At 58.5% G+C, this 23,497-nt stretch carries 21 protein-coding genes and 1 tRNA gene; 12 read left to right on the top strand and 10 right to left on the bottom strand.

Translation table 11 applies throughout. From position 1 onward, the window contains the following. Positions 1-569: 569 nt before the first annotated feature. The 4 genes from ABLV54_RS13500 to ABLV54_RS13485 all read right to left on the bottom strand — a co-directional run bounded on the left by ABLV54_RS13500 (position 570) and on the right by ABLV54_RS13485 (position 4,765). A tRNA-Pro gene (locus ABLV54_RS13500) sits at positions 570-646 on the bottom strand. A gap of 91 nt (positions 647-737) precedes the next feature. After that, the gene (eptB, locus tag ABLV54_RS13495; RefSeq protein WP_023291311.1) at positions 738-2,432 is read right to left on the bottom strand and encodes a kdo(2)-lipid A phosphoethanolamine 7''-transferase; all 1,695 of its coding nucleotides are present in this window, start codon (positions 2,430-2,432) and stop codon (positions 738-740) included. Between the two features lie 242 nt (positions 2,433-2,674). Then, positions 2,675-3,880, bottom strand: coding sequence for an MFS transporter (locus ABLV54_RS13490; RefSeq protein ID WP_023291312.1), 1,206 nt, complete (start codon positions 3,878-3,880; stop codon positions 2,675-2,677). A 240-nt stretch (positions 3,881-4,120) separates the two neighbouring features. Beyond that, on the bottom strand, positions 4,121-4,765 hold the full coding sequence (locus ABLV54_RS13485) for a lipase (RefSeq protein WP_023291313.1): 645 nt from the start codon (positions 4,763-4,765) through the stop codon (positions 4,121-4,123). Between the two features lie 142 nt (positions 4,766-4,907). On the opposite strand from ABLV54_RS13485, the gene tag reads away from it, so the two are divergent. Both tag and ABLV54_RS13475 read left to right on the top strand, forming a co-directional pair. Further along, positions 4,908-5,489, top strand: coding sequence for a DNA-3-methyladenine glycosylase I (gene tag / locus ABLV54_RS13480; RefSeq protein WP_044525019.1), 582 nt, complete (start codon positions 4,908-4,910; stop codon positions 5,487-5,489). After that, positions 5,467-5,907 (top strand): N-acetyltransferase, encoded by a 441-nt coding sequence (locus ABLV54_RS13475; RefSeq protein WP_032454332.1) that lies wholly within the window; start codon positions 5,467-5,469, stop codon positions 5,905-5,907. Before tag ends, ABLV54_RS13475 begins: the two co-directional genes overlap by 23 nt. On the opposite strand, the gene ABLV54_RS13470 is transcribed toward ABLV54_RS13475, so the two are convergent. Further along, positions 5,876-8,206, bottom strand: coding sequence for a molybdopterin guanine dinucleotide-containing S/N-oxide reductase (locus ABLV54_RS13470; protein WP_050533470.1), 2,331 nt, complete (start codon positions 8,204-8,206; stop codon positions 5,876-5,878). The genes ABLV54_RS13475 and ABLV54_RS13470 overlap by 32 nt on opposite strands. A 167-nt stretch (positions 8,207-8,373) precedes the next feature. On the opposite strand from ABLV54_RS13470, the gene ABLV54_RS13465 reads away from it, so the two are divergent. The 6 genes from ABLV54_RS13465 to ghrB all read left to right on the top strand — a co-directional run bounded on the left by ABLV54_RS13465 (position 8,374) and on the right by ghrB (position 14,337). Beyond that, on the top strand, positions 8,374-9,036 hold the full coding sequence (locus tag ABLV54_RS13465; RefSeq protein WP_023291317.1) for an OmpA family lipoprotein: 663 nt from the start codon (positions 8,374-8,376) through the stop codon (positions 9,034-9,036). Positions 9,037-9,139: 103 nt separating this feature from the next. Further along, positions 9,140-10,156: a LacI family DNA-binding transcriptional regulator gene (locus ABLV54_RS13460; protein WP_023291318.1), complete on the top strand. Its 1,017-nt coding sequence runs from the start codon at positions 9,140-9,142 to the stop codon at positions 10,154-10,156. Positions 10,157-10,267: 111 nt separating this feature from the next. Next, positions 10,268-11,017: a xylose isomerase domain-containing protein gene (locus tag ABLV54_RS13455; RefSeq protein ID WP_049013063.1), complete on the top strand. Its 750-nt coding sequence runs from the start codon at positions 10,268-10,270 to the stop codon at positions 11,015-11,017. Between the two features lie 3 nt (positions 11,018-11,020). Beyond that, positions 11,021-11,956 carry a sugar kinase gene (locus ABLV54_RS13450; RefSeq protein WP_050533471.1) on the top strand — a complete coding sequence of 312 codons (936 nt, stop codon included), beginning with the start codon at positions 11,021-11,023 and terminating at the stop codon, positions 11,954-11,956. Positions 11,957-12,060: 104 nt separating this feature from the next. Continuing rightward, positions 12,061-13,341, top strand: coding sequence for an MFS transporter (locus tag ABLV54_RS13445; RefSeq protein ID WP_004205006.1), 1,281 nt, complete (start codon positions 12,061-12,063; stop codon positions 13,339-13,341). A gap of 24 nt (positions 13,342-13,365) precedes the next feature. Next, on the top strand, positions 13,366-14,337 hold the full coding sequence (gene ghrB / locus ABLV54_RS13440; protein WP_023291320.1) for a glyoxylate/hydroxypyruvate reductase GhrB: 972 nt from the start codon (positions 13,366-13,368) through the stop codon (positions 14,335-14,337). Between the two features lie 108 nt (positions 14,338-14,445). Here the strand turns inward: ghrB and ABLV54_RS13435 are convergent, their stop codons facing one another. Continuing rightward, a complete protein-coding gene (locus ABLV54_RS13435; RefSeq protein ID WP_002921929.1) occupies positions 14,446-15,156 on the bottom strand; it encodes a DUF3053 domain-containing protein in 711 nt (236 codons plus the stop codon). Between the two features lie 160 nt (positions 15,157-15,316). Here ABLV54_RS13435 and ABLV54_RS13430 point away from each other — a divergent pair, with 160 nt between their 5' ends. The 4 genes from ABLV54_RS13430 (at position 15,317) to cspA (ending at position 17,952) form a co-directional block, all read left to right on the top strand. Further along, a complete protein-coding gene (locus ABLV54_RS13430) occupies positions 15,317-15,604 on the top strand; it encodes a hypothetical protein (protein WP_064158052.1) in 288 nt (95 codons plus the stop codon). Further along, positions 15,597-16,952, top strand: a complete 1,356-nt coding sequence (locus ABLV54_RS13425) for an MFS transporter (protein WP_023291321.1) — start codon at positions 15,597-15,599, stop codon at positions 16,950-16,952. The genes ABLV54_RS13430 and ABLV54_RS13425 overlap by 8 nt, the downstream gene beginning before the upstream one ends. Before the next feature lie 244 nt (positions 16,953-17,196). Continuing rightward, positions 17,197-17,487: an HTH-type transcriptional regulator gene (locus ABLV54_RS13420; protein WP_004205010.1), complete on the top strand. Its 291-nt coding sequence runs from the start codon at positions 17,197-17,199 to the stop codon at positions 17,485-17,487. A gap of 252 nt (positions 17,488-17,739) precedes the next feature. After that, complete coding sequence (gene cspA, locus ABLV54_RS13415) at positions 17,740-17,952, top strand: RNA chaperone/antiterminator CspA (RefSeq protein ID WP_000014594.1); 213 nt, start codon at positions 17,740-17,742, stop codon at positions 17,950-17,952. A 98-nt stretch (positions 17,953-18,050) separates the two neighbouring features. Here cspA and ABLV54_RS13410 read toward each other — a convergent pair whose 3' ends face one another. The 4 genes from ABLV54_RS13410 to glyQ form a co-directional block, all read right to left on the bottom strand. Then, a complete protein-coding gene (locus ABLV54_RS13410; RefSeq protein WP_050533472.1) occupies positions 18,051-19,670 on the bottom strand; it encodes an ATP-binding cassette domain-containing protein in 1,620 nt (539 codons plus the stop codon). Between the two features lie 301 nt (positions 19,671-19,971). Continuing rightward, on the bottom strand, positions 19,972-20,124 hold the full coding sequence (hokA, locus tag ABLV54_RS13405) for a type I toxin-antitoxin system toxin HokA (RefSeq protein ID WP_032454338.1): 153 nt from the start codon (positions 20,122-20,124) through the stop codon (positions 19,972-19,974). 325 nt (positions 20,125-20,449) lie between these two features. Further along, positions 20,450-22,519, bottom strand: a complete 2,070-nt coding sequence (gene glyS, locus ABLV54_RS13400) for a glycine--tRNA ligase subunit beta (protein WP_023291325.1) — start codon at positions 22,517-22,519, stop codon at positions 20,450-20,452. Positions 22,520-22,528: 9 nt separating this feature from the next. Then, on the bottom strand, positions 22,529-23,440 hold the full coding sequence (glyQ, locus tag ABLV54_RS13395; protein WP_023291326.1) for a glycine--tRNA ligase subunit alpha: 912 nt from the start codon (positions 23,438-23,440) through the stop codon (positions 22,529-22,531). Positions 23,441-23,497 lie beyond the last annotated feature (57 nt).

Here is a 23,497-nt window from a genome sequence, read left to right as displayed (position 1 = left end):
CATGAAATGCCCCTCATGCCCTACAATCTGTCAACAGAATGGGGAAACGTCAATACAGCCAGCCGGGTTTTACATCCAGCGTGAGAAACGGCAGGCAAAGATTAAAAAAACTTCAAGACGCTATTTTCAGCAGAGAAATTTATGCTACAGGCGAATATGCAGAATAAAGACCTTATTAAGGTGCGACACCCAGTGGGAAACAATGCCAGCAAATGAGAAAAATTTCTTACTATGTGACCAATATGTGAGCGATTAATAGCGTGAACGTTAAAACGCACAGCGGAAAATGCTGCATTTAGCCATAAGCTTCGCGAAAAAAGATCTGTTCATCGATAAAAAAATGCAATGGAAGATGTCACAAAATAGCGAACAGCTGGCTGGAAATGGGGATAAAGACGTTTTTTGTGATTTTGATGGGGTTTTGGCCAGTTGCCACTGATGATGTGCCCGGCGGCGCTGCGCTTGCGCGGGCCTACGGAACACAAGTCGAACCTCCTCCCCCCGGAGGTTCTCATCCTCACTGGCCGCAGATGCAAAAAAGCCTGCTCATTGAGCAGGCTTTTTGAATTTGGTCGGTGATAGAGGATTCGAACCTCCGACCCCTTCGTCCCGAACGAAGTGCGCTACCAGGCTGCGCCAATCACCGAATGCGGGGCGCATCTTACTGCTGGGATGCACCCCCGTCAATGCCTTATTAGCAAAAAATCAATCAAGCGGCGAGAATCTCGCCACTATTGCTATTCCTTCGCCGCTTTCTTCGAAGCCGGCACGCGGCACCAGTTGTTGTTCTCGTTGATCCCGCCATCCGGCGAGGTATAGCCGAGGCAGCCCATAATGGTGTCGTACAGCTCGACGTGGCGTCGCGGCACCTTCATCGCGGCCTGCTGCTGCAGATGGGCGAACGCGGCGGCATGATCGGGATTCTCCAGATATTTATCCGACATCCAGACCATCATCGGCACACGGAACTGTTCCGGCGGCGCCATCTTGCGCGGCGTACCGTGCAGATGTTCGCGCTCGTTAATCGACTCGCCATGGTCGGCGGCATAGAAGACAATCGCTTTCTTATCCCGCAGCTGGTCGAGGACGCTGACGATAAAGTGATCGACATAGGTCACGCTGTTGTCGTAGGAGTTAATCAGCTCCGCTTTAGAACATTTGTTGTCGACGCCGACACACTCCGGCTTCCACTGGGCGAAGCTGCGCGGATAGCGTTGGGTATAGTTAAAGTGCGAGCCTTTAGTATGGAGGATGATCAGGTGCTTACCGGAGGCGTTGCCCTGCGCCATACCGCGCTTCATCTCATCCACCAGCAGCATATCATCAACGCTCTTGCCGCGGTTACGCGGTTCGGCGCCAATCTGCTCGCGATAGGCGATATTGTTAGCCATCGTGTTGCTGTAGAACCACATCTCACTCTGCATGGCGTACAGATTGCCGCTGAAGCCCAGTTGATGCAGCACCGCAAAGACGTTCTGCTCTTTGAGGGTCCGCTGCGGATTATCCTCTGCCCCGCCCTGACGCACAAACATGCAGCGTAACGACAGCTTGGTGGCGGTATCGCACGAGTAGCCGCGGAAGGCGACCAGATTCTTCTCTTTCGCCAGCTCTGGCGTGGTGTTGCGGCTATAGCCGAGGATGCCCATATGATCCCAGCGGGTGGTTTCGCCAATGATAAACACCACGTAGGTGTCATCGAGCCCTTCCGGGGCGACGTAGGTAAATTTCTTCGCCGGGTTAATCAGCGATTTGTTGTCTGAGGATTCATCCACCTGCGCCCAGGCGTACAGCCCCAGCGCCGACAGCCAGTTCGATGGTAGGTAGGAGTTGGCGATCACCCCGCCGTAGCTCGGCATATCCACTTCAGAATGGCGCTCTACATCGTGTTGGCGCAGCTCAAGCAGGCGGATGGGGCCCCAGACGATGAGGCCGGCCAGCACCACGATCAGCACGTTTTTAACCCGCTGGCCCGGGGTACGCAGTTGGCGCAGCAGCGTATGACGGCAACGGTTGCTCCAGATAAACAGCAGCGGCGGCGCGCTCACCGCCGCCAGCCAGAGGATCAGATGCCAGCCGATGACCTCTTTCGACAGGTCGATATCGGTGGTCATCACCGAGGCGATAATCCCGTAGCCAATCACCACGTTGAGGAACGTCATGTAATAACTGGCGGCGGCGGAAAACAGAACAATCAGCGTCGCCAGAATGCGCCAGATACGGCGGCCGAACAGCGACAGAAGACGTAGCAGGAAGAAGGTGACAAAGACCGTGGCCACCAGTTCAACGACACCGGAAAGCCCTTTCCAGAAAGTGAACTCTTGAGCATAACCATCGAAACGCCGAAAAAAAACGGCGACGTTCATAAACCAGCCGATGTACAGCGCCAGCCAAAAACTAAGCTTCTGCTGCGTCATCGTTCTAATATATTTCATGCAAGCAAACCTGGAAAAAGAAGAATAAAACACCGCCTGACGCTGTGGCATGAGTCAGTAGGCTAATAGGGTGCGTTAGGGTTGGTTATCAGAAACCTCTACAAAGCGCGATAAGTAGACCACAGGGAACGGGAAAAGTATCAGGAGGGAATGTGATCCAGCCAAACATTTACAAAACATTTGGCTGGATTGGCACTATTTGCTTAGGGTATTAATCAGGGGCACGTTTCACGCTGTAGGTTTCAGGCGTGCGCCTCGCTATAGACACTGCCTTTCGGCTGACGAATGGTGGTGGAAAGCGCCAGCGAAATAATCAGCAGAGCGAAGATCACGCAGAAGGTGACGTAGAAGCCCCCGAACAGCGAAGCGATGAGGGAACCGCAGATGCTGCCGATACCAAAGCCCAGATAAATGACGCCATAATTTTTCGCCAGGTTGTTCAGACCGAAGAATTCACTGACCAGCGACGGGAAGACTGTGATGGTTCCGCCGAAGTTAAAGGCGACGCAGGCAATCGCGGCGAAAAAGGTCATGGCATTCAGCGGAGCGAACAGCAGCGCGGCCATCCCCACCAGCGACACCACCTGACCGAGGGTGATCACGCGAATGCGGGAGATTTTATCGGACAGGATACCTAACACCAGGCGACCGCTAAGGTTAGCGATTGAGATAACCGTTACCGCATTAGCCGCCGTGGCGACATCCAGATGGACCATCCCCTGCGCGATATCTTTCGCCACGCCAATCACATACAGACCGCTCATGCAGGCCGTCAGGAACATCACCGCCAGCATCCAGTACTGCGGTTTACGCATCGATTCGGCGAGAGTAAAGTCGTTTTCCACGACGCCGTTGGCCGCGGTGGTCGCCGTATGATTTGGCGCATCTTTCATCAGGGTCGCGCCAAAGACGATCATCACCAGCACGATAGCGCCCCAGATGACGAAGGTTTTTTCCAGACCGACGGTGGCCAGCAGATGAGTATCAATGAATTTGAACCCCAGGCTGCCGAGACCATAGGAACCGATGGAGAAGGCGGAGATCAGCCCTTTGCGTTCCGGGAACCACTTCACGCAGTTCGACAGGGTCAGCAGATAACCGGCGCCGTCCGCCAGCCCCACCAGCACTCCCGCGCTCAGCCACAGCATCATCAGGCTGTTGGAGTGCGCGGTCAGGAAGAAGCCCAGTCCGAGCAGGATCCCGGAGGCCATGGTGACGCGCTTCACGCCGAAACGCTCCTGCAGCTTGCCGGCGACCGACGAGGAGAGCGCCAGCCCGAGGCTCAGCAGGCCAAAGGAGAAGGCGACCTGGCTGACCGGTTCGCCCAGTTTGTCAGACAGTGAACTGTTAAACAGGCTCCAGGTATAAACCGAACCGAGAGCGAATTGGGTGATGATGGTGCCGATAAGCGTAAGCCAGCGGGTCGATTGACGGTTTGCAGCGTTCATAGCAGTTGTCCTGATAAATTAACTGCCGCCACAATAGCGAAGGCCCCTCATCCAGTGGGGAAAAAGGCATGAACTGCCATCAGCAGGGAATGAAATGCATTAATGGCGGAATGAATGGCATTGCATGACATTCATTCCGCGAATATCAGCAAAAAAGTTAGTGTGCGCTATCTCACAGAAATGCGCCATTACTGAGATTTAACAATAACCGCATCGTTTCAAACACGTAACAATCCCCGCTCAAAAGTTGGCGCTGACCCCCATCAGATAGAGCGTATTTTCCCCCGACGGGACATTATCCGCCTGCGACAGGGTGGCCCATGCCGCCACATGCGATCCCAGCGGCATATCGGCGCCCAGGGTGACATCACTCCAGCCGCCCTCTCTGGCGCGAGTGGTCGGCGACCAGGCATCGCTGGCGAGCGACTGGTTATAGCTCACCTGAGCCCAGGGGTGCACGCCCCACAGCGACTGATAATCCATACGCCAGCCGAGCGTGTTGACATATCCCGTCTCGCCAACGCTTTTCGTCGCCGGCGCGCTGTAGTCGCTGCGCAGGCTGGCCACCGGCCCGGAGGTCATGCCGTTTGCCAGCAGATAATTCCAGCCGACGCTCATCCCCCGGCTGCTGTCCGGCGGCGCCAGCCCCTGGTTTAACGCCAGTCCGCCCGGCGTTTCAGACGACTTCATCCGCTCGGCGAGGATATCTTCATAGCGTGGTTGGTGATCGCTATCCCATGTATAACGTTCCGACGTATTACTTTTTGTATCGATAGCGATATATTCCTGTTGCCAGGCATTCGCTCCAGAGACACACGATACCCAGACGGATACGCACACCGGGAACAAGAACCCCCGGAGGCCATTGCATTTCTTTATTATCATTAATGCGACTCCAGAAAAGAGCCGAATCGGCATTATTGCTGTGTTTTTTTGGGGATACGATTTCCCTGTATTAACTATTATCTTTATCTTTCAGTCGTCAAGCCGGGGCGTCCACTTTTTTAGCGCAGAGGGAGAAATAGCTATGCAGCGTTGCGGATGGGTGAGTCAGGATCCGTTATATATCGAGTATCACGATACCGAATGGGGTGTCGCGCAAAAAGCGTCCCAGCGGCTGTTTGAAATGATCTGCCTTGAAGGCCAGCAGGCCGGGTTGTCGTGGATCACGGTGTTAAAAAAACGGCAGAACTATCGCCAGGCTTTTCACCAGTTCGATCCGGTGCGCGTGGCGGCGATGGGGGACGATGATGTCGAGCGGCTGCTGCAGGATGCCGGAATTATCCGCCATCGGGGAAAAATCCAGGCCATTATCGGCAACGCCCGGGCGTATCTGGCGATGGAGGAAAATGGCGAGTCGTTCACTGATTTTGTCTGGTCTTTCGTCGACAATGCGCCGCAGGTCACCCGCGCGGCGACGCTGGCGGAGATCCCGACCACGACGCCGGCCTCTGATGCGCTTTCTAAAGCGTTGAAAAAACGCGGCTTTAAGTTTGTCGGTTCGACGATCTGTTACTCTTTTATGCAGGCCTGCGGGCTGGTCAACGACCATGTCACCGGCTGCTTCTGTCACCCGGGAGGTCAGGATGATCCGCAAGTGGGTCGCTAAAGATAATACACCGCTGCTGGCCCTGTGGCTGGATAGTACGATCCATGCCCATCCCTTTATCAGCGAAAGCTACTGGCGCGACAGCGTCGCGGTGGTACGGGACGTCTATCTTCCCGCCGCCAGCACCTGGGTCTGGGAGCGCGACGGAGAGCTAAAAGGCTTTGTCAGCGTGCTGGAGTCCCGCTTCGTCGGCGCGCTGTTCGTCGCGCCGGACGCCATTCGCCAGGGCATTGGCCGGGCGCTGCTGGATGAAGTCAAGCAGCACTACGCCTGGCTTAGCCTTGAGGTTTATCAGAAAAACGAATCAGCGGTCAGTTTCTACCATGCGCAAGGCTTCCGCATTGAAGATTGCGCATGGCAGGATGATACTCAGCACCCCACCTGGATTATGCGCTGGCCGGCGGATCAAATGCTGTAAGCGGCAGCGCCGGGCCGGTATATTTCTCCAGCCATGCCAGGGCGGTGTTCCCGGCACAGCCGTTGCCCAGACGGGATGTCGGGATATCTTTGGTTAAGACGTTTACCGCCCCGTTTTTGCAGATGCCCGCCACCGGATCCAGGTCGGGCCACGCCCCTTCATGCAGGCATATCACCCCCGGGCGGATCCCCTCCGTCACCACCGCGCCAGCCAGCACCTGACCGCGGGCGTTCCACACCCGCACCAGATCGCCATCGGCAATCCCCCGCGCCCGGGCATCCTGCGGATGAATAGTCAACGGTTCGCGTCCGGCGACGGCATAGCGTTCGCGCAGCGCGGAGTAGTTCAGTTGACTGTGCAGACGGTGTGCCGGATGGGCCGACAGCAGCTGCAGTTGCCCCGCCTCGGCGTTGCCATGCCACTCGTCGGGCTCCAGCCACATCGGGTGCGGCGGGCAGTCGGCGTAGCCAAAGGCGGCGATGGTCGGCGAGTGGATCTCAATTTTACCGCTCGCCGTTTTCAGCGGGTTGGCCAGGGGATCGTCGCGGAAGGCGGCGAAGCGGATGAAACGGGCATTCTCCGGCGCCTCCGGCATCTCAATCAGCTGGTTAGCCTGCCAGAATTCGGCAAACGGCGGCAGCGTCACCTGCTGCTGGGCGCCGCGCCGGGCGGCCATCTGATAGAAGGTCTCCAGCCACTGCAGATCGCTCTTCCCTTCGGTAAAACGCTCGCGGCCGCCCGCCTCCCAACGTTCGCTGAGGTCGGCAAAGACCGCGAAATCATCGCGCGCTTCACCCCGCGGGGCGACCACCTGCTTCATCGGCACCAGATGCTGATTGCTGTAGTCCCCGGTCATCGTCAGATCGTTGCGCTCAAACGAGGTGGTCGCCGGCAGAACGATATCGGCATGACGCGCGGCGGCGGTCCAGAAGCATTCGGAGATGACGATAAGCTCTGGTTTCTGCCAGGCCTGAATCAGGCGATTGGTATCCTGGTGATGGGTAAAGTTGGCGCCGCCGGCCCACCAGATAAAGCGAATATCGGGGAAGCGCCGCGCCATGCCGTTGTGCTGATACTCCGCACCCGGATGCTCCAGCGCCTCGACAATCCGCGCGACCGGGATCTTCTCCACGGCGTCCACGCCTCCGGCCACGCTCCCCTGCATCGAGCCCAGCACCGCCGCGCGGCGGGTCGGGTTGCCGCCGTTGGCGAAATGGTAGGAAAGTCCAAACCCGCCCCCCGGGGTGCCAATCTGCCCCAGCATCGCGGCCAGGGTGACCAACATCCAGTGTTTCTGCTCGCCATACTGCTGGCGCTGCATGCCCCAGCCAGACATCAGCATGGTGGTGTTTTCGTGGAAAAGTTTCGCCAGTTCGCGGATCTTATCTGCTGAGACGCCGCAAATAGCCGCCGCCCAGTCGGCGGTTTTCGCCACGCCGTCGCTTTCGCCGGTCAGATAGCGGGCAAAAATCTCGTAGCCGCTGGCGCAGCGGGCAAGAAACTCGTCGTCCTGCCAGCCATTCTCCACCAGCGTATGGGCGATACCCAGCATCAACGCGACGTCGGTGCCCATATGCGGCGCGATCCACTCCATCGAATCGCCAAAGAAATCGACCGTTTCCGATCGCATCGGATCGATGCAGATCAAGCGCTTTCCGCTCTGGCGCAGCCGGTCGAACCACGGGATACCCTGCTCGTCGGAGGCGTTCCAGGCAATTTTCAGCGTGTTCAGCGGGTTGGCGCTCCACAGCACCACTACCTCGCTGTGCTCCAGCACCAGCGGCCAGCTGGTCTGCTGCTGATACACCTCATTGCCCCCCACGACGTAAGGCATGATCGCCTGCGCCGCGCCGGTGGAGTAATCCCCGAGATGGCCGGTGTAGCCGCCCGCCAGGCTCATATAGCGCTGCAGCAGGGTGGCCGCCTTATGCAGGACGCCGTTAGAACGCCAGCCGTAGGATCCGGCAAAAATGGAGGCAGGTCCGTAGCTTTCGCGGATCCGACGATGCTGGGCATCGATCAGATCCAGCGCCTGCTCCCAGCTCACCCGCACAAATTCATCCTGACCGCGGACCCCCTGGGGCTTGTCCGGAGAGGCGAGAAAGCCTTTGCGCACCATCGGGTAGCGCACGCGGGTTTTGCTGTGCACCTGATCGCGCACCGCCGTTTGCAGCGAATTGGCAAACGGCGTCGCCAGCGCGCCGCGGGAGGAGAGGACGTTTTCCCCGTCCGTTTCCACCAGCATCGGTCCCCAGTGGGCGGCGGTTAAAATGGTTTTGGTTGCAGATGAGGTTGGCAAAGGCGGCTCCTGGTCAGCGAAGGCAGGTGTGGTGACGGCGCGAATCGGCGCCGTTCAATGTTATTTACAAAATGAGATGGTATGCGGGGAATTTTCTACGTATTCGCGCGTCATAATCAACCGTCACGTTCGCTGTGGCAAAGAATAAAAAGGATTAAGGACATTAAATGAAAAAACGCGTACTTATGATTGCGGCTCTGGTCAGCGGCACCCTGGCCGTTTCCGGCTGCACCACCAACCCCTATACCGGTGAGCGTGAAGCAGGCAAATCCGGTATTGGCGCAGGTATTGGCTCCTTAGTGGGCGCTGGCGTCGGCGCGCTTTCCTCCTCCAAACACGACCGCGGCAAAGGCGCGCTGATTGGCGCAGCGGCAGGCGCGGCGCTGGGCGGCGGCATTGGCTACTACATGGACGTGCAGGAAGCGAAGCTGCGCGACAAAATGCAGGGAACCGGGGTCAGCGTGACGCGAAATGGTGACAACATCGTGCTGAACATGCCGAATAACGTCACTTTCGACAGCAACAGCGCCAACCTGAAACCGGCCGGCGCCAACACCCTGACCGGCGTGGCCATGGTACTGAAAGAGTATGAGAAAACCGCCGTTAACGTCGTCGGCTACACCGACAGCACCGGCAGTAAGGACCTGAATATGCGTCTGTCGCAGCAGCGTGCTGACAGCGTCGCCAGCGCGCTGATCACCCAGGGCGTGGCGGCCAACCGCATTCGCACCACCGGCATGGGCCCGGCGAACCCCATCGCCAGCAACAGCACGGCGGAAGGCAAGGCGCAGAACCGTCGCGTGGAAATCACCCTCAGCCCGCTGCAATAAGCGCATCCTCATGTTGCCCGGCCGCGCCTCTGCCGGGCAAAATGCTTGATATCGCTATTTTTCGCGCTAAGGTGTTGGCAGATTTTCAGCAAAGGAAGCCACCATGGCGAAAGCGGCGCGTGCAACCATTAGCGATGTGGCGAAAGCCGCAAAGACCGGCAAAACCAGCATTTCACGGTATCTTAACGGCGAGAAGCATCTGCTTTCCGACGATCTGTTATCACGTATTGAACAAGCCATTGCCGAACTCGACTACCGCCCCAGCCTGATGGCCCGCGGCCTCAAGCACGGCCGAACCCGCCTCATCGGCCTGATCATCGCCGATATCACCAACCCCTATTCGGTCAACGTTATGAGCGGCATTGAAGCGGCCTGCCGGGAAAAGGGCTTCACTCTGCTGGTGTGTAACACCAATAACGAGCTGGATCAGGAGCTGCACTACCTCGACCTGCTGCGCAGCTACCAGGTGGAAGGCATCGTCGTCAACGCGGTCGGCATGCGGGAGGATGGCCTGAACCGCCTGCAGCAGTCGGCCCTGCCGATGGTGCTGATTGACCGTAAAATCCCCGATTTCGCCTGCGATGTGGTCGGGCTTGATAACGCCCAGGCCGCCACCACCGCCACCGAACACCTGGTGGAGAAAGGCTTCGAGGCCATCCTGTTTCTTAGCGAACCGCTGGGGTCGGTCAATACCCGCCGCGAGCGCCTGAGCGCCTTCCGCGCCACGCTCACCCGCCACCACGGCGTGGTGGCCGAAAACGCCGAAGTGCAGCTCAACGACGGCGCGATGATGGACAACGTCCTGCGCCAGTTCCACGCCCGCCACCGCGGGATGCGCAAAGCGGTGATCTCCGCCAACGGCGCGCTGACGCTGCAGGTAGCCCGCGCCCTGAAACGCGTCGGCCTGATCTGGGGCAGCGATATCGGCCTGCTGGGCTTCGACGAACTGGAGTGGGCGGAGCTGGCTGGCGTCGGCATCACCACCCTCAAACAGCCGACGTGGCAGATCGGCTACGCGGCGGTGGAACAGGTGATTCGGCGCATTGCTGGCAGTAACGACCCCATCTGCGAGCGGGTCTTCTCCGGCGAGCTTATCGTCCGCGGATCAACTTCCCGTTAACGATCCTTCGTGATGCCGATCATAAATTAAACATCTCGCCCTTTCTTATGGAACCGATACCATCTAGCGTAATAAGGAGATTAAGCAACAAACGCCGGGAGTAAGAGCGCGATGGCCAGAAAAATTATTGTCGTTACCGCTGCGTATGGTAATGACCATGTTAAATCCTTAGGCGGCCAGGCCGCCGTCCTGCCGTTTATCGCCGACGCCGGCGCGGACGGCGTCGAAATCCGCCGCGAGCTGTTCAGCGCCGAAGAGCTCAACGCCCTGCCGACGCTGGCCGCCACCATTGAGCGCCACGGCCTGCTGGCCTGCTACTCCGCGCCCCAGGCGCTGTTCGCCGACAACGGCGAGCTTAACCCGCATCTCCCGACGCTGCTCGCGGAAGCGCAGACCCTTAACGCCCTGTGGCTGAAGCTCTCCCTTGGCCATTTCCGCCACAACCAGCAGCTCGACGAACTGCGCGATATCCTCAGCGACAGCGGCATGGCGCTGGTGGTGGAGAATGACCAGACCGACTGCGGCCAGCTGGCGCCGATGCAGCGCTTCAAAGCCGCCTGTCGGGTCCATCAGCTGCCGATCACCTTAACGTTTGATATGGGCAACTGGCTGTGGGTCGGCGATTCGCCGGAAGAGGCCGCCCGCCATCTTGCGCCGGCGGTCAGCTATATTCATGTAAAAGCGGCGGAGCCTCATCAGGAGAAATTCCGCGCTGTGCCGCCGGATCAGGCCGCCGACCGCTGGCTGGCCCTGCTCGATAATCTTCCCGCCGACGCGCCGCGTGGAATCGAGTTTCCGCTGACTGGCCATGACCTGACGGCCGTGACCCGCCGCTACGTCAACCTGTTACGCGAGGAATAAGCCGTGGAAAATTTAGATGTCATCACCATCGGCGAAGCTATGGCCATGTTTGTCGCCACCGAAACCGGCGATCTGGCCGAGGTGGAGCATTTTATGAAACGTGTCGCCGGCGCTGAGCTGAACGTCGCCACCGGCCTGGCGCGCCTGGGTCTGAAGGTCGGCTGGGTCAGCCGCGTCGGCAACGACAGCTTTGGCCGCTTCGTACTGCAATCGCTGGCGAAAGAGGGGATCGATAGCCACGCTGTCGCCGTCGACAACCGCTTCGCTACCGGTTTCCAGATGAAATCGAAAGTCGAAAATGGAACCGATCCCATTGTGGAATATTTCCGTAAAGGTTCTGCCGCCAGCCATCTGTCGCCGGACGATTTTCGCGCCGACTACTTCACCAGCGCCCGTCATCTGCACCTGAGCGGTGTGGCCGCCGCGCTCTCTGAAAGCTCATATGCGCTGCTGGAGCATGCGTCGAAGGTCATGAAAGCCGAGGGCAAAACCCTCTCTTTCGACCCCAATCTGCGGCCGGTGCTGTGGAAAAGCGAAGCCGAGATGGTGGAGAAACTCAACCGTCTCGCCTTCCAGGCTGACTGGGTTTTGCCAGGCTTAAAAGAGGGCGTCATCCTCACCGGCCAGCAGACCCCGGAGGGGATCGCCGATTTCTATCTCTCGCGCGGCGTCAAGGCGGTGGTCATTAAAACCGGCTGCGACGGCGCCTGGTTCAAGAGCGCCAGCGGCGAACAGGGAACGGTTGATGCCATCAAAGTCGAAAACGTCGTCGATACCGTCGGCGCCGGCGACGGCTTTGCCGTCGGGGTGATTAGCGCCATGCTGGAAGGCAAAACCCTGCTTCAGGCGGTGAACCGCGGCAATAAAATCGGTTCGCTGGCCATTCAGGTCCAGGGCGACAGCGAGGGGCTGCCCACCCGCGACGCGCTGGGCGAATAACATTTATACGCAACCATAACAGCCGTCCTGTACCCTACCTGCAGCGCGGCACAGCAGCGTCCGTTTCGACGGGCGTATGTCACCTCATTGACAGAGGCAAGCCTATGAATAGCTCAACAAATGCAACGAAACGCTGGTGGTACATCATGCCTATCGTGTTTATCACGTATAGCCTGGCGTACCTCGACCGCGCCAACTTCAGCTTCGCCTCCGCGGCAGGCATTACCGAAGACCTGGGCATCACCAAGGGGATCTCCTCCCTGCTGGGGGCCCTGTTCTTCCTCGGCTACTTCTTCTTCCAGATCCCCGGCGCTATCTATGCGGAGCGCCGCAGCGTTCGCAAACTGATCTTTATCTGCCTGATCCTGTGGGGCGGCTGCGCCTCCCTGACCGGGATTGTGCATAATATCCCGGCGCTGGCGGCCATTCGCTTTATCCTCGGCGTCGTCGAAGCGGCGGTGATGCCGGCGATGCTGATCTATATCAGCAACTGGTTCACCAAATCCGAGCGCTCGCGGGCCAACACCTTCCTGATCCTCGGCAACCCGGTGACGGTCCTGTGGATGTCGGTGGTCTCCGGCTACCTGATTCAGGCCTTCGGCTGGCGGGAAATGTTCATCATCGAAGGGGTGCCGGCGGTGATCTGGGCCTTCTGCTGGTGGGTGCTGGTGAAAGATAAACCGTCGCAGGTATCCTGGCTGGCGGAGAGTGAAAAAGCCGCGCTGCAGGAACAACTGGATCGTGAACAGCAGGGCATCAAAGCGGTGCGTAACTATGGCGAGGCCTTCCGCTCCCGCAACGTGATCCTGCTCTGCGCTCAGTACTTTGCCTGGAGCATCGGCGTGTACGGCTTTGTACTGTGGCTGCCGTCGATTATCCGCAGCGGCGGCGAAAATATGGGGATGGTGGAAGTGGGCTGGCTCTCTTCGGTTCCGTACCTGGCGGCGACTATCGCCATGATCGTGGTCTCCTGGGCCTCCGATAAAATGCAGAACCGTAAGCTGTTCGTCTGGCCGCTGCTGCTGATTGGCGGACTGGCCTTCATCGGCTCCTGGGCGGTCGGCGCCAACCACTTCTGGGTCTCTTACACCCTGCTGGTGGTGGCTGGTGCGGCAATGTATGCGCCTTACGGCCCCTTCTTCGCCATTATTCCGGAAATGCTGCCACGCAACGTCGCCGGCGGCGCGATGGCGCTGATCAACAGCATGGGCGCCCTGGGCTCCTTCTGCGGCTCGTGGTTTGTCGGCTACCTGAACGGCGCCACCGGCAGCCCCGCAGCTTCCTATATTTTTATGGGGGTGGCGCTTTTCGCCTCAGTATGGCTGACTTTGATTGTTAAGCCTGCTAATAATCAAAACCTTCCACTTGGCGCTCATCACGCCTGAACGACTCACACTACGGAGATTCGCATGAAGCCGTCTGTCATTCTCTATAAAACGCTTCCCGACGACCTGCTACAGCGTCTGGAGGAGCACTTTTCCGTCACTCAGGTGAAAAACCTGCGGCCGGAGACCGTTTCGCAGCACGCTGAGGCCTTCGCCCAGGCTGAGGGCCTGCTGGGCTCCAGCGAAAAGGTTGACGCCGCGCTGCTGGAGAAGATGCCGAAGCTGCGTGCGACCTCCACCGTGTCCGTTGGCTATGACAACTTCGACGTCGAGGCGCTGAACGCCCGCCGGGTGCTGCTGATGCATACCCCGACCGTGCTGACCGAGACCGTCGCCGATACGATCATGGCGCTGGTGCTGAGCACCGCCCGCCGGGTGGTGGAAGTGGCGGAGCGCGTCAAAGCGGGCGAGTGGACGAAGAGCATTGGGCCAGACTGGTTCGGCACCGACGTACACCATAAAACCTTAGGTATCGTCGGCATGGGCCGCATCGGCATGGCGCTGGCGCAGCGCGCCCACTTCGGGTTCGGCATGCCGATCCTGTACAACGCGCGCCGCCAGCATCCGCAGGCAGAAGAGCGCTTCAACGCCCGCTATTGCGATCTCGATACCCTGCTGCAGGAAGCCGATTTTGTCTGCCTGATCCTGCCCCTGAGCGAAGAGACCCACCATCTGTTCGGTCAGGCGCAGTTCGCCAAAATGAAATCTTCCGCCATCTTTATTAACGCCGGGCGCGGCCCGGTGGTCGATGAGCAGGCGCTGATCGCCGCCCTGCAGGCGGGGGAGATACACGCTGCCGGCCTTGATGTCTTCGAGCACGAGCCGCTGGCTAAAGATTCGCCGCTGCTGAGCCTGCCGAACGTCGTCGCGCTGCCGCATATCGGCTCCGCCACCCATGAGACGCGCTACAACATGGCGGCCTGCGCGGTGGATAACCTGATCGATGCCCTGAACGGCAAGGTCGAGAAAAACTGCGTCAATCCGCAGGTAAAATAAGCCATAAAAAAACCCGGGTAGCGGCGGCCATCGCCCTCCCCGGGTTCTTTTTGCATTCTGTCCGTCATCCAGCCCGTTCGCCGCAGCTCACGTCAGCCAGACGGGGCATTAGCGGGTGGCGTTCACCGCCGCCGTCCATGCCTGATTAAACGCCTGATGCTGCGCCGCCAGCGGCCCAATCAGCGCATTATACTGGCTGGCCTGCTGCGAGGTCGGGAACTGAATGCCGTTGGCCACAAAGCTCACCTGGGTCCCCTGCTGAGCGACAAAATCCCCCACCTGAACCAGCTGCTGGGTAAAGATCTGCGCGGCCGGGATCAGCGGCTGCAGCGCGTCGGCTGGCGCGGTGACGACCTTGGCGTATACCTGATCGAAGACCGGCTTGAGATCGTCAGCCTGCTTCAGAGCGCCATGCGCGGCATCAGCCTGCATTTTGGCATTCTGCAGCTGCTGGCTGAGCACGCCCAGCGCGCCGTTCGCCTGACGCAGCGGCTCGCGCTGGGTCATATAGTCCTGCGGAACGCGGATCGCATTGACGCTATCCACCACCGGGCGCAGACCAGCGTCCATCGCCTGGCTCACCTGCTGCGAGTAGCCGTAGATCACCGCGTAGTCAGAGACAAACGGCCCAAACTGTTTTTTCTGATCGGCGGTCAGCGTCGGCAGTCGTTCACCGCTACGCATCGCCGTATTCTGCAGGAAGTCGATAAACGCTTTGCGCTGATCGCCCTCTTTATCAAAACACCCACTCAGGCTAACCACCATTAATAAGGCCGCCATAGCCGCAAACCAGCGAGAGCAGGACTTTCCTGTCGCCATTTTTTTACTCCTTTCAGCCAAAAAAAGCGCACAAAGACACACACGTGCCAGACGCTGACAAGGATAGTCCAGCTCGGCCTCGCAGGATACCCTTTACTGCTAATCTTACGCAGGAAAAACGCCATTCCATACGCCGCTATCGCCGCCTGGCGCGTCTGTTATGCGCATCACAAATATGCGCTTTAAATCAGGCCGACGCATATCACGTAACTTATTGATATTCTTTAAACAAAAAATCCATCAACCGGCGCCTCGCCCGGAAGCGGACGATAATCGCACGCTTTGGCGCGCGCCCGGATTGCCTGGTCAGCGCTTCAATGATTTGATGAATGAGCGATTAACGGCGATGCGTTCGATTATCGCACAAATCAAACTCAATGACGCGAAGGCGACGATAATAACAAACCTCTGTCCCTCGCTCAGTCTGCCAGGAAAGCCGTATGACTAAGACAACCATCGACATTCAGGCCTTTATCAACGAGCACCCCTTCACCCGCTACCAGTGGATGATCCTCGCGCTCTGCTTCATCACCGTCGCGATGGACGGGTTCGACACCGCGATCATCGGATTCATCGCCTCCGACCTGGTCCAGGAGTGGGGCGTGGAAAAATCCGCCCTCGGCCCGGTGATGAGCGCCGCGCTGGTGGGCCTGGCCGTCGGCGCGTTAACCGCGGGACCGCTGGCTGATCGTATCGGCCGCAAGAAAGTGCTGATTATGTCGATCGTGGTGTTCGGCGGATTCAGCCTGCTCACCGCCTTTGCCACCAGCCTTAACCAGCTGACGCTGCTGCGCTTTCTGACCGGCCTGGGCCTTGGCGCAGCGATGCCCAATGCCGCCACGTTAATGAGCGAATATGCGCCGGAGCGCCGTCGGGCGCTGCTGGTGAACCTGATGTTCGTCGGCTTTCCGATGGGATCGTCGCTGGGCGGCTTTTTATCCGCCTGGATGATCCCGCACTATGGCTGGCAGAGCGTGCTGGTGCTGGGCGGCGTGATGCCTCTCCTGCTGGCGGTGGCTTTAATTTTTCTGCTGCCGGAGTCCGCCCGCTATCTGGTGGTGAAGCGTCAGCCGGCGCAGCGCATTGCCGCCATCCTGCGGCGTATCGCGCCGCTGCCGGAGGCGGTGGAATTTGAGCTGCGCGAAGCAGGCCAGGTGAAAGAGAAGTCGGCTATCGGCGTCATTTTCTCCCCGCGCTACGCAGTGGGTACCGTGATGCTGTGCCTGACCTACTTCATGGGTCTGCTGATCTTCTATCTCCTGACCAGCTGGCTGCCGCTGCTGATCCGTGAAACCGGCGCATCGATGAGTCAGGCCTCAATTATCACCGCTCTGTTCCCGCTCGGCGGCGGAATTGGCGTGCTGATCCTCGGCGCCCTGATGGACAAGATCAACCCCAATAAGGTGGTGGCCGTCGGCTGGCTGCTGACCGGCGTTTTCGTCTGTCTGGTCGGCTTCTCCACCAGCAGCCTGGCGCTGATGGGAGTGATGGTGTTTATCGCCGGCAGTATTATGAACGGCGCGCAGTCGTCGATGCCGGCGCTGGCGGCAGGCTTCTACCCGACGCAAGGGCGCGCCACCGGCGTCGCCTGGATGCTGGGTATCGGCCGCTTCGGCGGGATCCTCGGTGCGTTCAGCGGCGCCTTCCTGATGCAGGCCCAGCTCTCTTTTGAGACCATTTTCACCCTGCTGGCCATCCCGGCGTTCCTGTCAGCCATCGCGCTGCTGATTAAATACCGGGTCAGTAAATCAGCGCCCGTGGCGACAGAGGACGCGAGAGGTCTGCAGAAAGCCTGATCGATAAGCCGGCGGCCCGCGCCGGCTTTGCCGCTTTTTTCTTATCCGTTTACAAAAATTTTCGAAGCCACGCCATCGCGTTAGTAATCATTCTCTTAGGCCCCGTTGCCGTTTGGCTGACGGGGCCGATTCGATAACCTGCTGGCAAATAATCACGGACGTTACCATCCTTTACGCCTTTTTCTGACTATTCTTAAAGAGCTTTAGAAAAATCTCTTCCGCTGTGTGATAAAAGGAGTTCTCAATGGAATATAAAGATCCCGTGTTTGAACTGCTGAGCAGCCTGGAACACATCGTTTTTAAGGACGATAATCAGACACTTACCTCAAACCGTAAGTCCACTGTGTTTAGTGAATTTGAACAGCTGCGTAAAGGCACTGGACTTAAGATTGACGACTTCGCCAACGCCATGGGCGTGAGCGTCGCCATGGTAAGAGAGTGGGAGTCGAGACGGGTAAGACCGTCCCCCACAGAGCTGAAATTAATGCGCCTGATTCAGGCCAATCCGCAGCTTTCAAGACAGTTACTCGATTAATCCAGCGCGCAGCGGCAAGGGCCAGTAAGGGAGCTTTTGCCGCTGCGCCGTAAAAAAAAGTTTGCTATCAGGTGCTGAACGTGCGTTAATGCTCGCAGGTTTGATGTACAGACCACAGAGCAGTCGAATAGAGCAGTCCTTCTAAGGTTATCCAAAGATACCCCCGTAGTGAACTTTCCCTTTATCGCTTTAAATCTGTAGTCCAGACCGCTACGCCGCAAGGCTCACTTATTTTTTTAAAGGTAATTCACTATGTCCGGTAAAATGACTGGTATCGTAAAATGGTTCAACGCTGACAAAGGCTTCGGCTTCATCACTCCTGACGATGGCTCTAAAGACGTGTTCGTACACTTCTCTGCTATCCAGAACGATGGCTACAAATCCCTGGACGAAGGTCAGAAAGTCTCCTTCACCATCGAAAGCGGCGCTAAAGGCCCGGCAGCTGGCAACGTAACTTCTCTGTAAGTTCAAGCCGCTAAGAATCGAGAATCCCTGCCTGATGGCGGGGATTTTTTTTATCTGTCGCCAGCCGCCGCCAGCATACGATGGCGGCTGCCGGGCATTCAGAGTCGGGTATCGTGCCAGCCCGTTTCCCCCCACGTCAGGCTGTGGGTGAGTTTCAACCCCTGCAGAAACGCCTCGTCATGCGACACCACCACCAACGCGCCGGGAAACGTCGCCAGCGCACACTCAATGGCCTGTGTCGACGCTAAATCGAGATGGTTGGTCGGCTCATCGAGCAACAGCAGCTGGGCCGGATCGCGTCGCCAGAGCACGCAGGCCAGGGCCGCTTTCAGGCGTTCGCCGCCGCTGAGCGCCGCCAGCGGCAGGTTGACCTTATCGGCGCCCAGCTGCAGCTGCGCCAGACGGGTCCGCAGCAGCCCCTCATCCAGCGGAGTATCTTCCAGGCTCAGATGCGTTATCACCGATAACGACAGATCCAGCTGCGTCAGATGTTGATCCAGATAAGCGGCGCTCACCGACAGCCGGACATCGCCTGAGGCGGCCTGCTCCAGCCCCAGCAGCGTTTTCAGCAAGGTAGTTTTGCCGCAGCCGTTCGGCCCTCGCAGCGCAACGCGCATCGGACCATCCATGCGCCAGTCCAGCGGCGCAGCGGGGGAATGGGCGAGCTGCAATGCTTCCACGACCAGCACCTGCTTGCCCGCCGCCACTTCGCTGCCTGGCAGGGTGAACATCACCGGCGTATCCTCTTCCACCCGCTCTCGCGCCTGCTGCACAGCGCCATTCAGACTGCTGTTCTGTTCACGATGCTGACGGCGCAGCGTTCCCGGACGCTCTTTTGCCGCGCCTTTGTACTTCACGCGTTCGAAAGAGGCGATATTCAGGGTATCAACGGTACGCAGTGTCTGCGCCGAGCGCCGCTGGGCAGCATCATGCTCTTTTTGCATTCGCGCGCGGGTGCGTCGCCGCTCGGTCGTCGCATGGTCCAGCGCCGCGCGCGCCGCCTGCTGCTCCGCCTCGCGCTGCCGCTGATATTCGTCATAGTTGCCGCCGTAGCTGCGCAGCGCCGTCGGCGTCAGCTCGATGATCCTCGGCATCCGCGCCAGCAGTTGACGATCGTGGCTGGCGATCAAAGCTCCGCCGTGCCAGTTTTCCAGTTGCTGATAGAGCCACTCTCGCCCCTCACTGTCCAGATGGTTGGTGGGCTCATCCAGCAGCAGATAATCGGCGCCCGAGACGAAGGCGCCGCACAGCAGGGCCTTCATCCGCTCGCCGCCGCTGAGTGAAAAAGCGGGACGATCGGCAGAGAACGGCGGGAGACCGGCATCACGGAAAGCTAAACTCAGCCGATCGGGGAGATCCCAGTGGCCATCCAATAGCTCGAAATCGTCGGCCAGTCCATGGCCCTGCTCAAGGCGGAACAAGGCGTCAAAGACCGGCGCATAGCCCAGCAGCGTAGCGAGGGTGGTCTCCGGCGTAAGCGTCGGCTGCTGCGCCACCCAGGCAATGGAAGCCGCGCGCTCGATATGGCCACCGGCAGGAGAATCCAGGCCCGCCAGCAGGCGCAACAGACGCGACTTACCGACGCCGTTCCGGCCGACCAGACCGCAAAGGGACGGTTCCAGCGAGACGTTGAGAGGACCAAACAGGGTCTGCCCCGTCGCAAACTGACAGGTGACCTGATGTAAAACAAAAGCGGGGATGTGGGCGCAATGAGCCATAAGCACTCCTGAATGAAATCAATACTCCCCTACCCGCAACGTCTGCGAGGTAAGGCGTGAAGTTCATCAGTCGTGTTTGTTCATTTGTAGGGCGCGCTCCAGTGAGACGAGGGATTCGTCGGGGCATAGGATAGCCACACTCCGCTATGAATTTCAAGCCCGTTTAATTCAACAATCGTTTAAAAATAAAAAGGCTTCCTGATATCAGGAGGCAAATGATTTATTTGGTGAACAATGAAAGGGTGCATTGAGAATGCCTGACACTGCAAGCATAGTGGGGATAGATCCCCACCAGATGCTCTTACTGTTTACTATCACAGGCTAAGAATGCCACCAGCTCACTATTTCCCTGCCTGAGCTGTAATTCACATAGCGAATCACGAACCATCCAGGTCAATAATAAAACAGTGAAGCAAATCACTATTAAGCCAAACAACAGATACTTTCGCGACACTCCTCGCCTCCCGTGTTGATTTTCAACAAGTAAGAGGCTACGCTTATGGTGTTCATGCATTAGGGGAGCCTCACTTTGATGACTATCAGGTGGGGCTTTTCTCTGTCTGTCTCCCGCTGAATACCTGAGACACACAGTCTCAAGCACCCGCCGCCATTCTAGCGTAAATAACTTGCGGAATTATGTTTATATATTCTTAAAATATTTTTTATTGATCAATGAAAATAATGAAAATATCAACGCCTGAATTATTAGCGGTTCGACTACTTATATTTCAGGTATAAAAAAACCTGCCCTGAGGCAGGTTTTTTTATTACCGATACGCTTACTGCAGCAGAGAAATATCCGCCACCTGCAGGAACAGTTCACGCAGTTTGGACAGCAGCGTCAGACGGTTGATGCGGACATCTTTGTCTTCGGCGTTGACCATCACGTTTTCGAAGAACTCATCCACCGGCTCGCGCAGGGCGGCCAGCTCAATCAGCGCATCCTGATAGCGGCCTGCGGCGAAGTACGGCTGCAGCTTGTCGCGCAGCACCACCAGATTGCCCGCCAGCTTAATTTCCGCCGCTTCTTTCAGCACGGAAGCGTGAACGATGTCGTTCAGCGTCTCGTCGGATTTCGCGAGGATGTTGGAGACACGTTTGTTCGCCGCCGCCAGCGCGGAGGACTCTTCCAGGGTACGGAAGTGCGATACGGCTTTCATGCGCGCATCGAAATCCGCCGGGCGGGTTGGACGACGCGCCAGTACCGCCTGGATAGTGTCGACGCCGTAGCCTTCGTCCTGATACCAGGCGCGGAAGCGGCCCAGCATAAAGTCGATCACGTCATCAACCACGTTGGCGTTGGTCAGCTTCTCACCGTACAGACGCACCGCTTCTTCGGTCAGCGTTTGCAGATCGAGGTTCAGGTTCTTCTCGACGATGATACGCAGGACGCCCAGCGCGGCGCGGCGCAGCGCAAACGGGTCTTTATCGCCTTTCGGGTGCTGGCCGATACCGAAGATACCCGCCAGGGTGTCCATCTTATCGGCAATCGCCACCGCGCAGGCCACCGGGTTAGACGGCAGCGCGTCGCCGGCAAAGCGCGGCTGATACTGTTCGTTCAGCGCCACGGCCACATCTTCCGCTTCGCCATCGTGGCGCGCGTAGTGCATCCCCATCACGCCCTGGGTGTCGGTGAACTCGAAGACCATGTTGGTCATCAGGTCGCACTTGGACAGCAGGCCCGCGCGGGTCGCGTGGTTCACGTCAGCGCCAATCTGCTCGGCAATCCAGCCCGCCAGCGCCTGAATGCGATCGGTCTTGTCGCGCAGCGTACCCAGCTGCTGCTGGAACAGCACGGTTTCCAGACGCGGCAGGTTGTCTTCCAGACGTTTTTTACGGTCGGTGTTGAAGAAGAACTCGGCGTCGGCCAGACGCGGACGGACCACCTTCTCGTTACCGGAGATGATCTGCTGCGGATCTTTCGACTCGATGTTGGCGACGAAGATAAAGTTCGGCAGCAGCTTACCGGCGTTGTCGTAAACCGGGAAGTACTTCTGGTCGCCCTTCATGGTGTAAACCAGCGCTTCAGACGGCACCGCGAGGAATTTTTCTTCGAACTTCGCCGTCAGCACCACCGGCCATTCCACCAGCGAGGTGACTTCTTCCAGCAGGCTTTCGCTCAGATCGGCTTGACCGCCAATCTTACGCGCCGCCTCTTCCGCATCGGCTTTGATTTTGGCTTTACGCTGTTCGTAATCGGCGATGACTTTACCGCGCTCCAGCAGGATCTGCGGGTACTGGTCGGCATGGTCGATGGTGAATTCCGGCTCGCCCATAAAGCGATGGCCGCGGATCACGCGATCGGACGGGATACCGAGGATAGTAGCCGGGATCACCTTGTCGCCCAGCAGCAGCGTGACGGTGTGAACCGGGCGCACGAAGTGGACGTCAGACGCGCCCCAGCGCATCAGTTTCGGGATCGGCAGCTTCGCCAGCGAGCTGGCAATCATGTTCGGCAGCAGCGCTTCGGTGCTTTCGCCCTTCACATGGGCGCGATACAGCAGCCACTCGCCTTTGTCCGTAGTCAGACGTTCGGCCTGATCGACGGTAATACCGCAGCCGCGCGCCCAGCCTTCGGCCGCTTTGCTTGGCTTGCCTTCGGCATCGAACGCCTGGGCAACGGCCGGGCCGCGTTTTTCCACTTCGCGATCGGCTTGCGCCGCCGCCAGGTTGGCCACCTTCAGCGCCAGACGACGCGGGGCGGCAAACCATTCCACTTTACCGTGCGCGAGGCCGGCGTTATCCAGCTCCGCGGTCACGTTCGCAGCAAAAGATTCCGCCAGGCTGCGCAGCGCTTTTGGTGGCAGCTCTTCAGTGCCGATTTCCACCAGAAAAGTATTCTCAGACATGGCCGCCTCTTATTTATTCTTGTTGCACATCGGGAAGCCGAGCGCTTCACGGGAAGCGTAGTACGCTTCCGCCACTGCTTTCGTCAGGGTGCGAATGCGCAGGATATAGCGCTGACGCTCGGTGACGGAGATGGCTTTACGCGCATCCAGCAGGTTGAAGCTGTGAGCCGCTTTCAGAATACGCTCGTAGGCCGGCAGCGGCAGCGGGGTCTCCAGCGCCAGCAGATGCTGGGCCTCTTTCTCATACTGCTCGAAGCAGGAGAAGAGGAAATCGACGTCGGCGTATTCGAAGTTATAGGTGGACTGCTCCACTTCGTTCTGGTGGAACACGTCGCCGTAAGTGGTTTTACCCAGCGGGCCATCGCTCCAGACCAGGTCGTAGACGCTGTCGACGCCCTGGATATACATCGCCAGACGCTCCAGGCCGTAGGTGATCTCGCCGGTCACCGGCTTACACTCCAGGCCGCCCACCTGCTGGAAGTAAGTGAACTGCGTCACTTCCATGCCGTTGAGCCACACTTCCCAACCCAGACCCCAGGCCCCCAGCGTCGGGTTTTCCCAGTTGTCTTCGACGAAGCGAATGTCGTGAATGGTCGGGTCCATACCCAGCTCTTTCAGCGACCCGAGGTACAGCTCCTGGATGTTGTCCGGAGAAGGCTTAATCACCACCTGGAACTGATAGTAATGCTGTAAACGGTTCGGGTTTTCGCCATAGCGGCCATCGGTTGGACGACGGGAAGGCTGTACGTAGGCGGTCGCCATCGGCTCCGGCCCTAACGCGCGCAGGCAGGTCATCGGGTGAGAGGTGCCGGCGCCGACTTCCATGTCCAGTGGTTGAACAATGGTGCAGCCCTGACGAGCCCAGTAATCCTGTAAGGTCAGGATCAGGCCCTGGAAGGTCCTGGTATCAAACTTTTGCATATGATTTCGTGCTGGATACGTGTGGATTTAAAGGAAGGAGTCAGTATACCCGCTGGC

The organism is Klebsiella sp. JB_Kp042 (assembly GCF_040065275.1).
In the GTDB taxonomy this organism is placed as follows: domain Bacteria; phylum Pseudomonadota; class Gammaproteobacteria; order Enterobacterales; family Enterobacteriaceae; genus Klebsiella; species Klebsiella quasipneumoniae.
Note: the sequence above shows the minus strand (reverse complement) of the source record. Positions and strands in the feature narration are given on the sequence as shown.

Bases quoted from the DNA above. Each gene is read 5' to 3' on its own strand.
- ABLV54_RS13435 (WP_002921929.1), bottom strand. From the start codon at position 15,156: ATGGCGACAGGAAAGTCCTGCTCTCGCTGGTTTGCGGCTATGGCGGCC.
- cspA (WP_000014594.1), top strand. From the start codon at position 17,740: ATGTCCGGTAAAATGACTGGTATCGTAAAATGGTTCAACGCTGACAAA.
- glyQ (WP_023291326.1), bottom strand. From the start codon at position 23,440: ATGCAAAAGTTTGATACCAGGACCTTCCAGGGCCTGATCCTGACCTTA.
- ABLV54_RS13490 (WP_023291312.1), bottom strand. From the start codon at position 3,880: ATGAACGCTGCAAACCGTCAATCGACCCGCTGGCTTACGCTTATCGGC.
- ABLV54_RS13455 (WP_049013063.1), top strand. From the start codon at position 10,268: ATGGCCAGAAAAATTATTGTCGTTACCGCTGCGTATGGTAATGACCAT.
- ghrB (WP_023291320.1), top strand. From the start codon at position 13,366: ATGAAGCCGTCTGTCATTCTCTATAAAACGCTTCCCGACGACCTGCTA.
- ABLV54_RS13410 (WP_050533472.1), bottom strand. From the start codon at position 19,670: ATGGCTCATTGCGCCCACATCCCCGCTTTTGTTTTACATCAGGTCACC.
- glyS (WP_023291325.1), bottom strand. From the start codon at position 22,519: ATGTCTGAGAATACTTTTCTGGTGGAAATCGGCACTGAAGAGCTGCCA.
- ABLV54_RS13460 (WP_023291318.1), top strand. From the start codon at position 9,140: ATGGCGAAAGCGGCGCGTGCAACCATTAGCGATGTGGCGAAAGCCGCA.
- tag (WP_044525019.1), top strand. From the start codon at position 4,908: ATGCAGCGTTGCGGATGGGTGAGTCAGGATCCGTTATATATCGAGTAT.
- ABLV54_RS13430 (WP_064158052.1), top strand. From the start codon at position 15,317: ATGCGCATCACAAATATGCGCTTTAAATCAGGCCGACGCATATCACGT.
- ABLV54_RS13465 (WP_023291317.1), top strand. From the start codon at position 8,374: ATGAAAAAACGCGTACTTATGATTGCGGCTCTGGTCAGCGGCACCCTG.
- ABLV54_RS13425 (WP_023291321.1), top strand. From the start codon at position 15,597: ATGACTAAGACAACCATCGACATTCAGGCCTTTATCAACGAGCACCCC.
- ABLV54_RS13420 (WP_004205010.1), top strand. From the start codon at position 17,197: ATGGAATATAAAGATCCCGTGTTTGAACTGCTGAGCAGCCTGGAACAC.
- ABLV54_RS13485 (WP_023291313.1), bottom strand. From the start codon at position 4,765: ATGATAATAAAGAAATGCAATGGCCTCCGGGGGTTCTTGTTCCCGGTG.
- ABLV54_RS13475 (WP_032454332.1), top strand. From the start codon at position 5,467: ATGATCCGCAAGTGGGTCGCTAAAGATAATACACCGCTGCTGGCCCTG.
- eptB (WP_023291311.1), bottom strand. From the start codon at position 2,432: ATGAAATATATTAGAACGATGACGCAGCAGAAGCTTAGTTTTTGGCTG.
- ABLV54_RS13445 (WP_004205006.1), top strand. From the start codon at position 12,061: ATGAATAGCTCAACAAATGCAACGAAACGCTGGTGGTACATCATGCCT.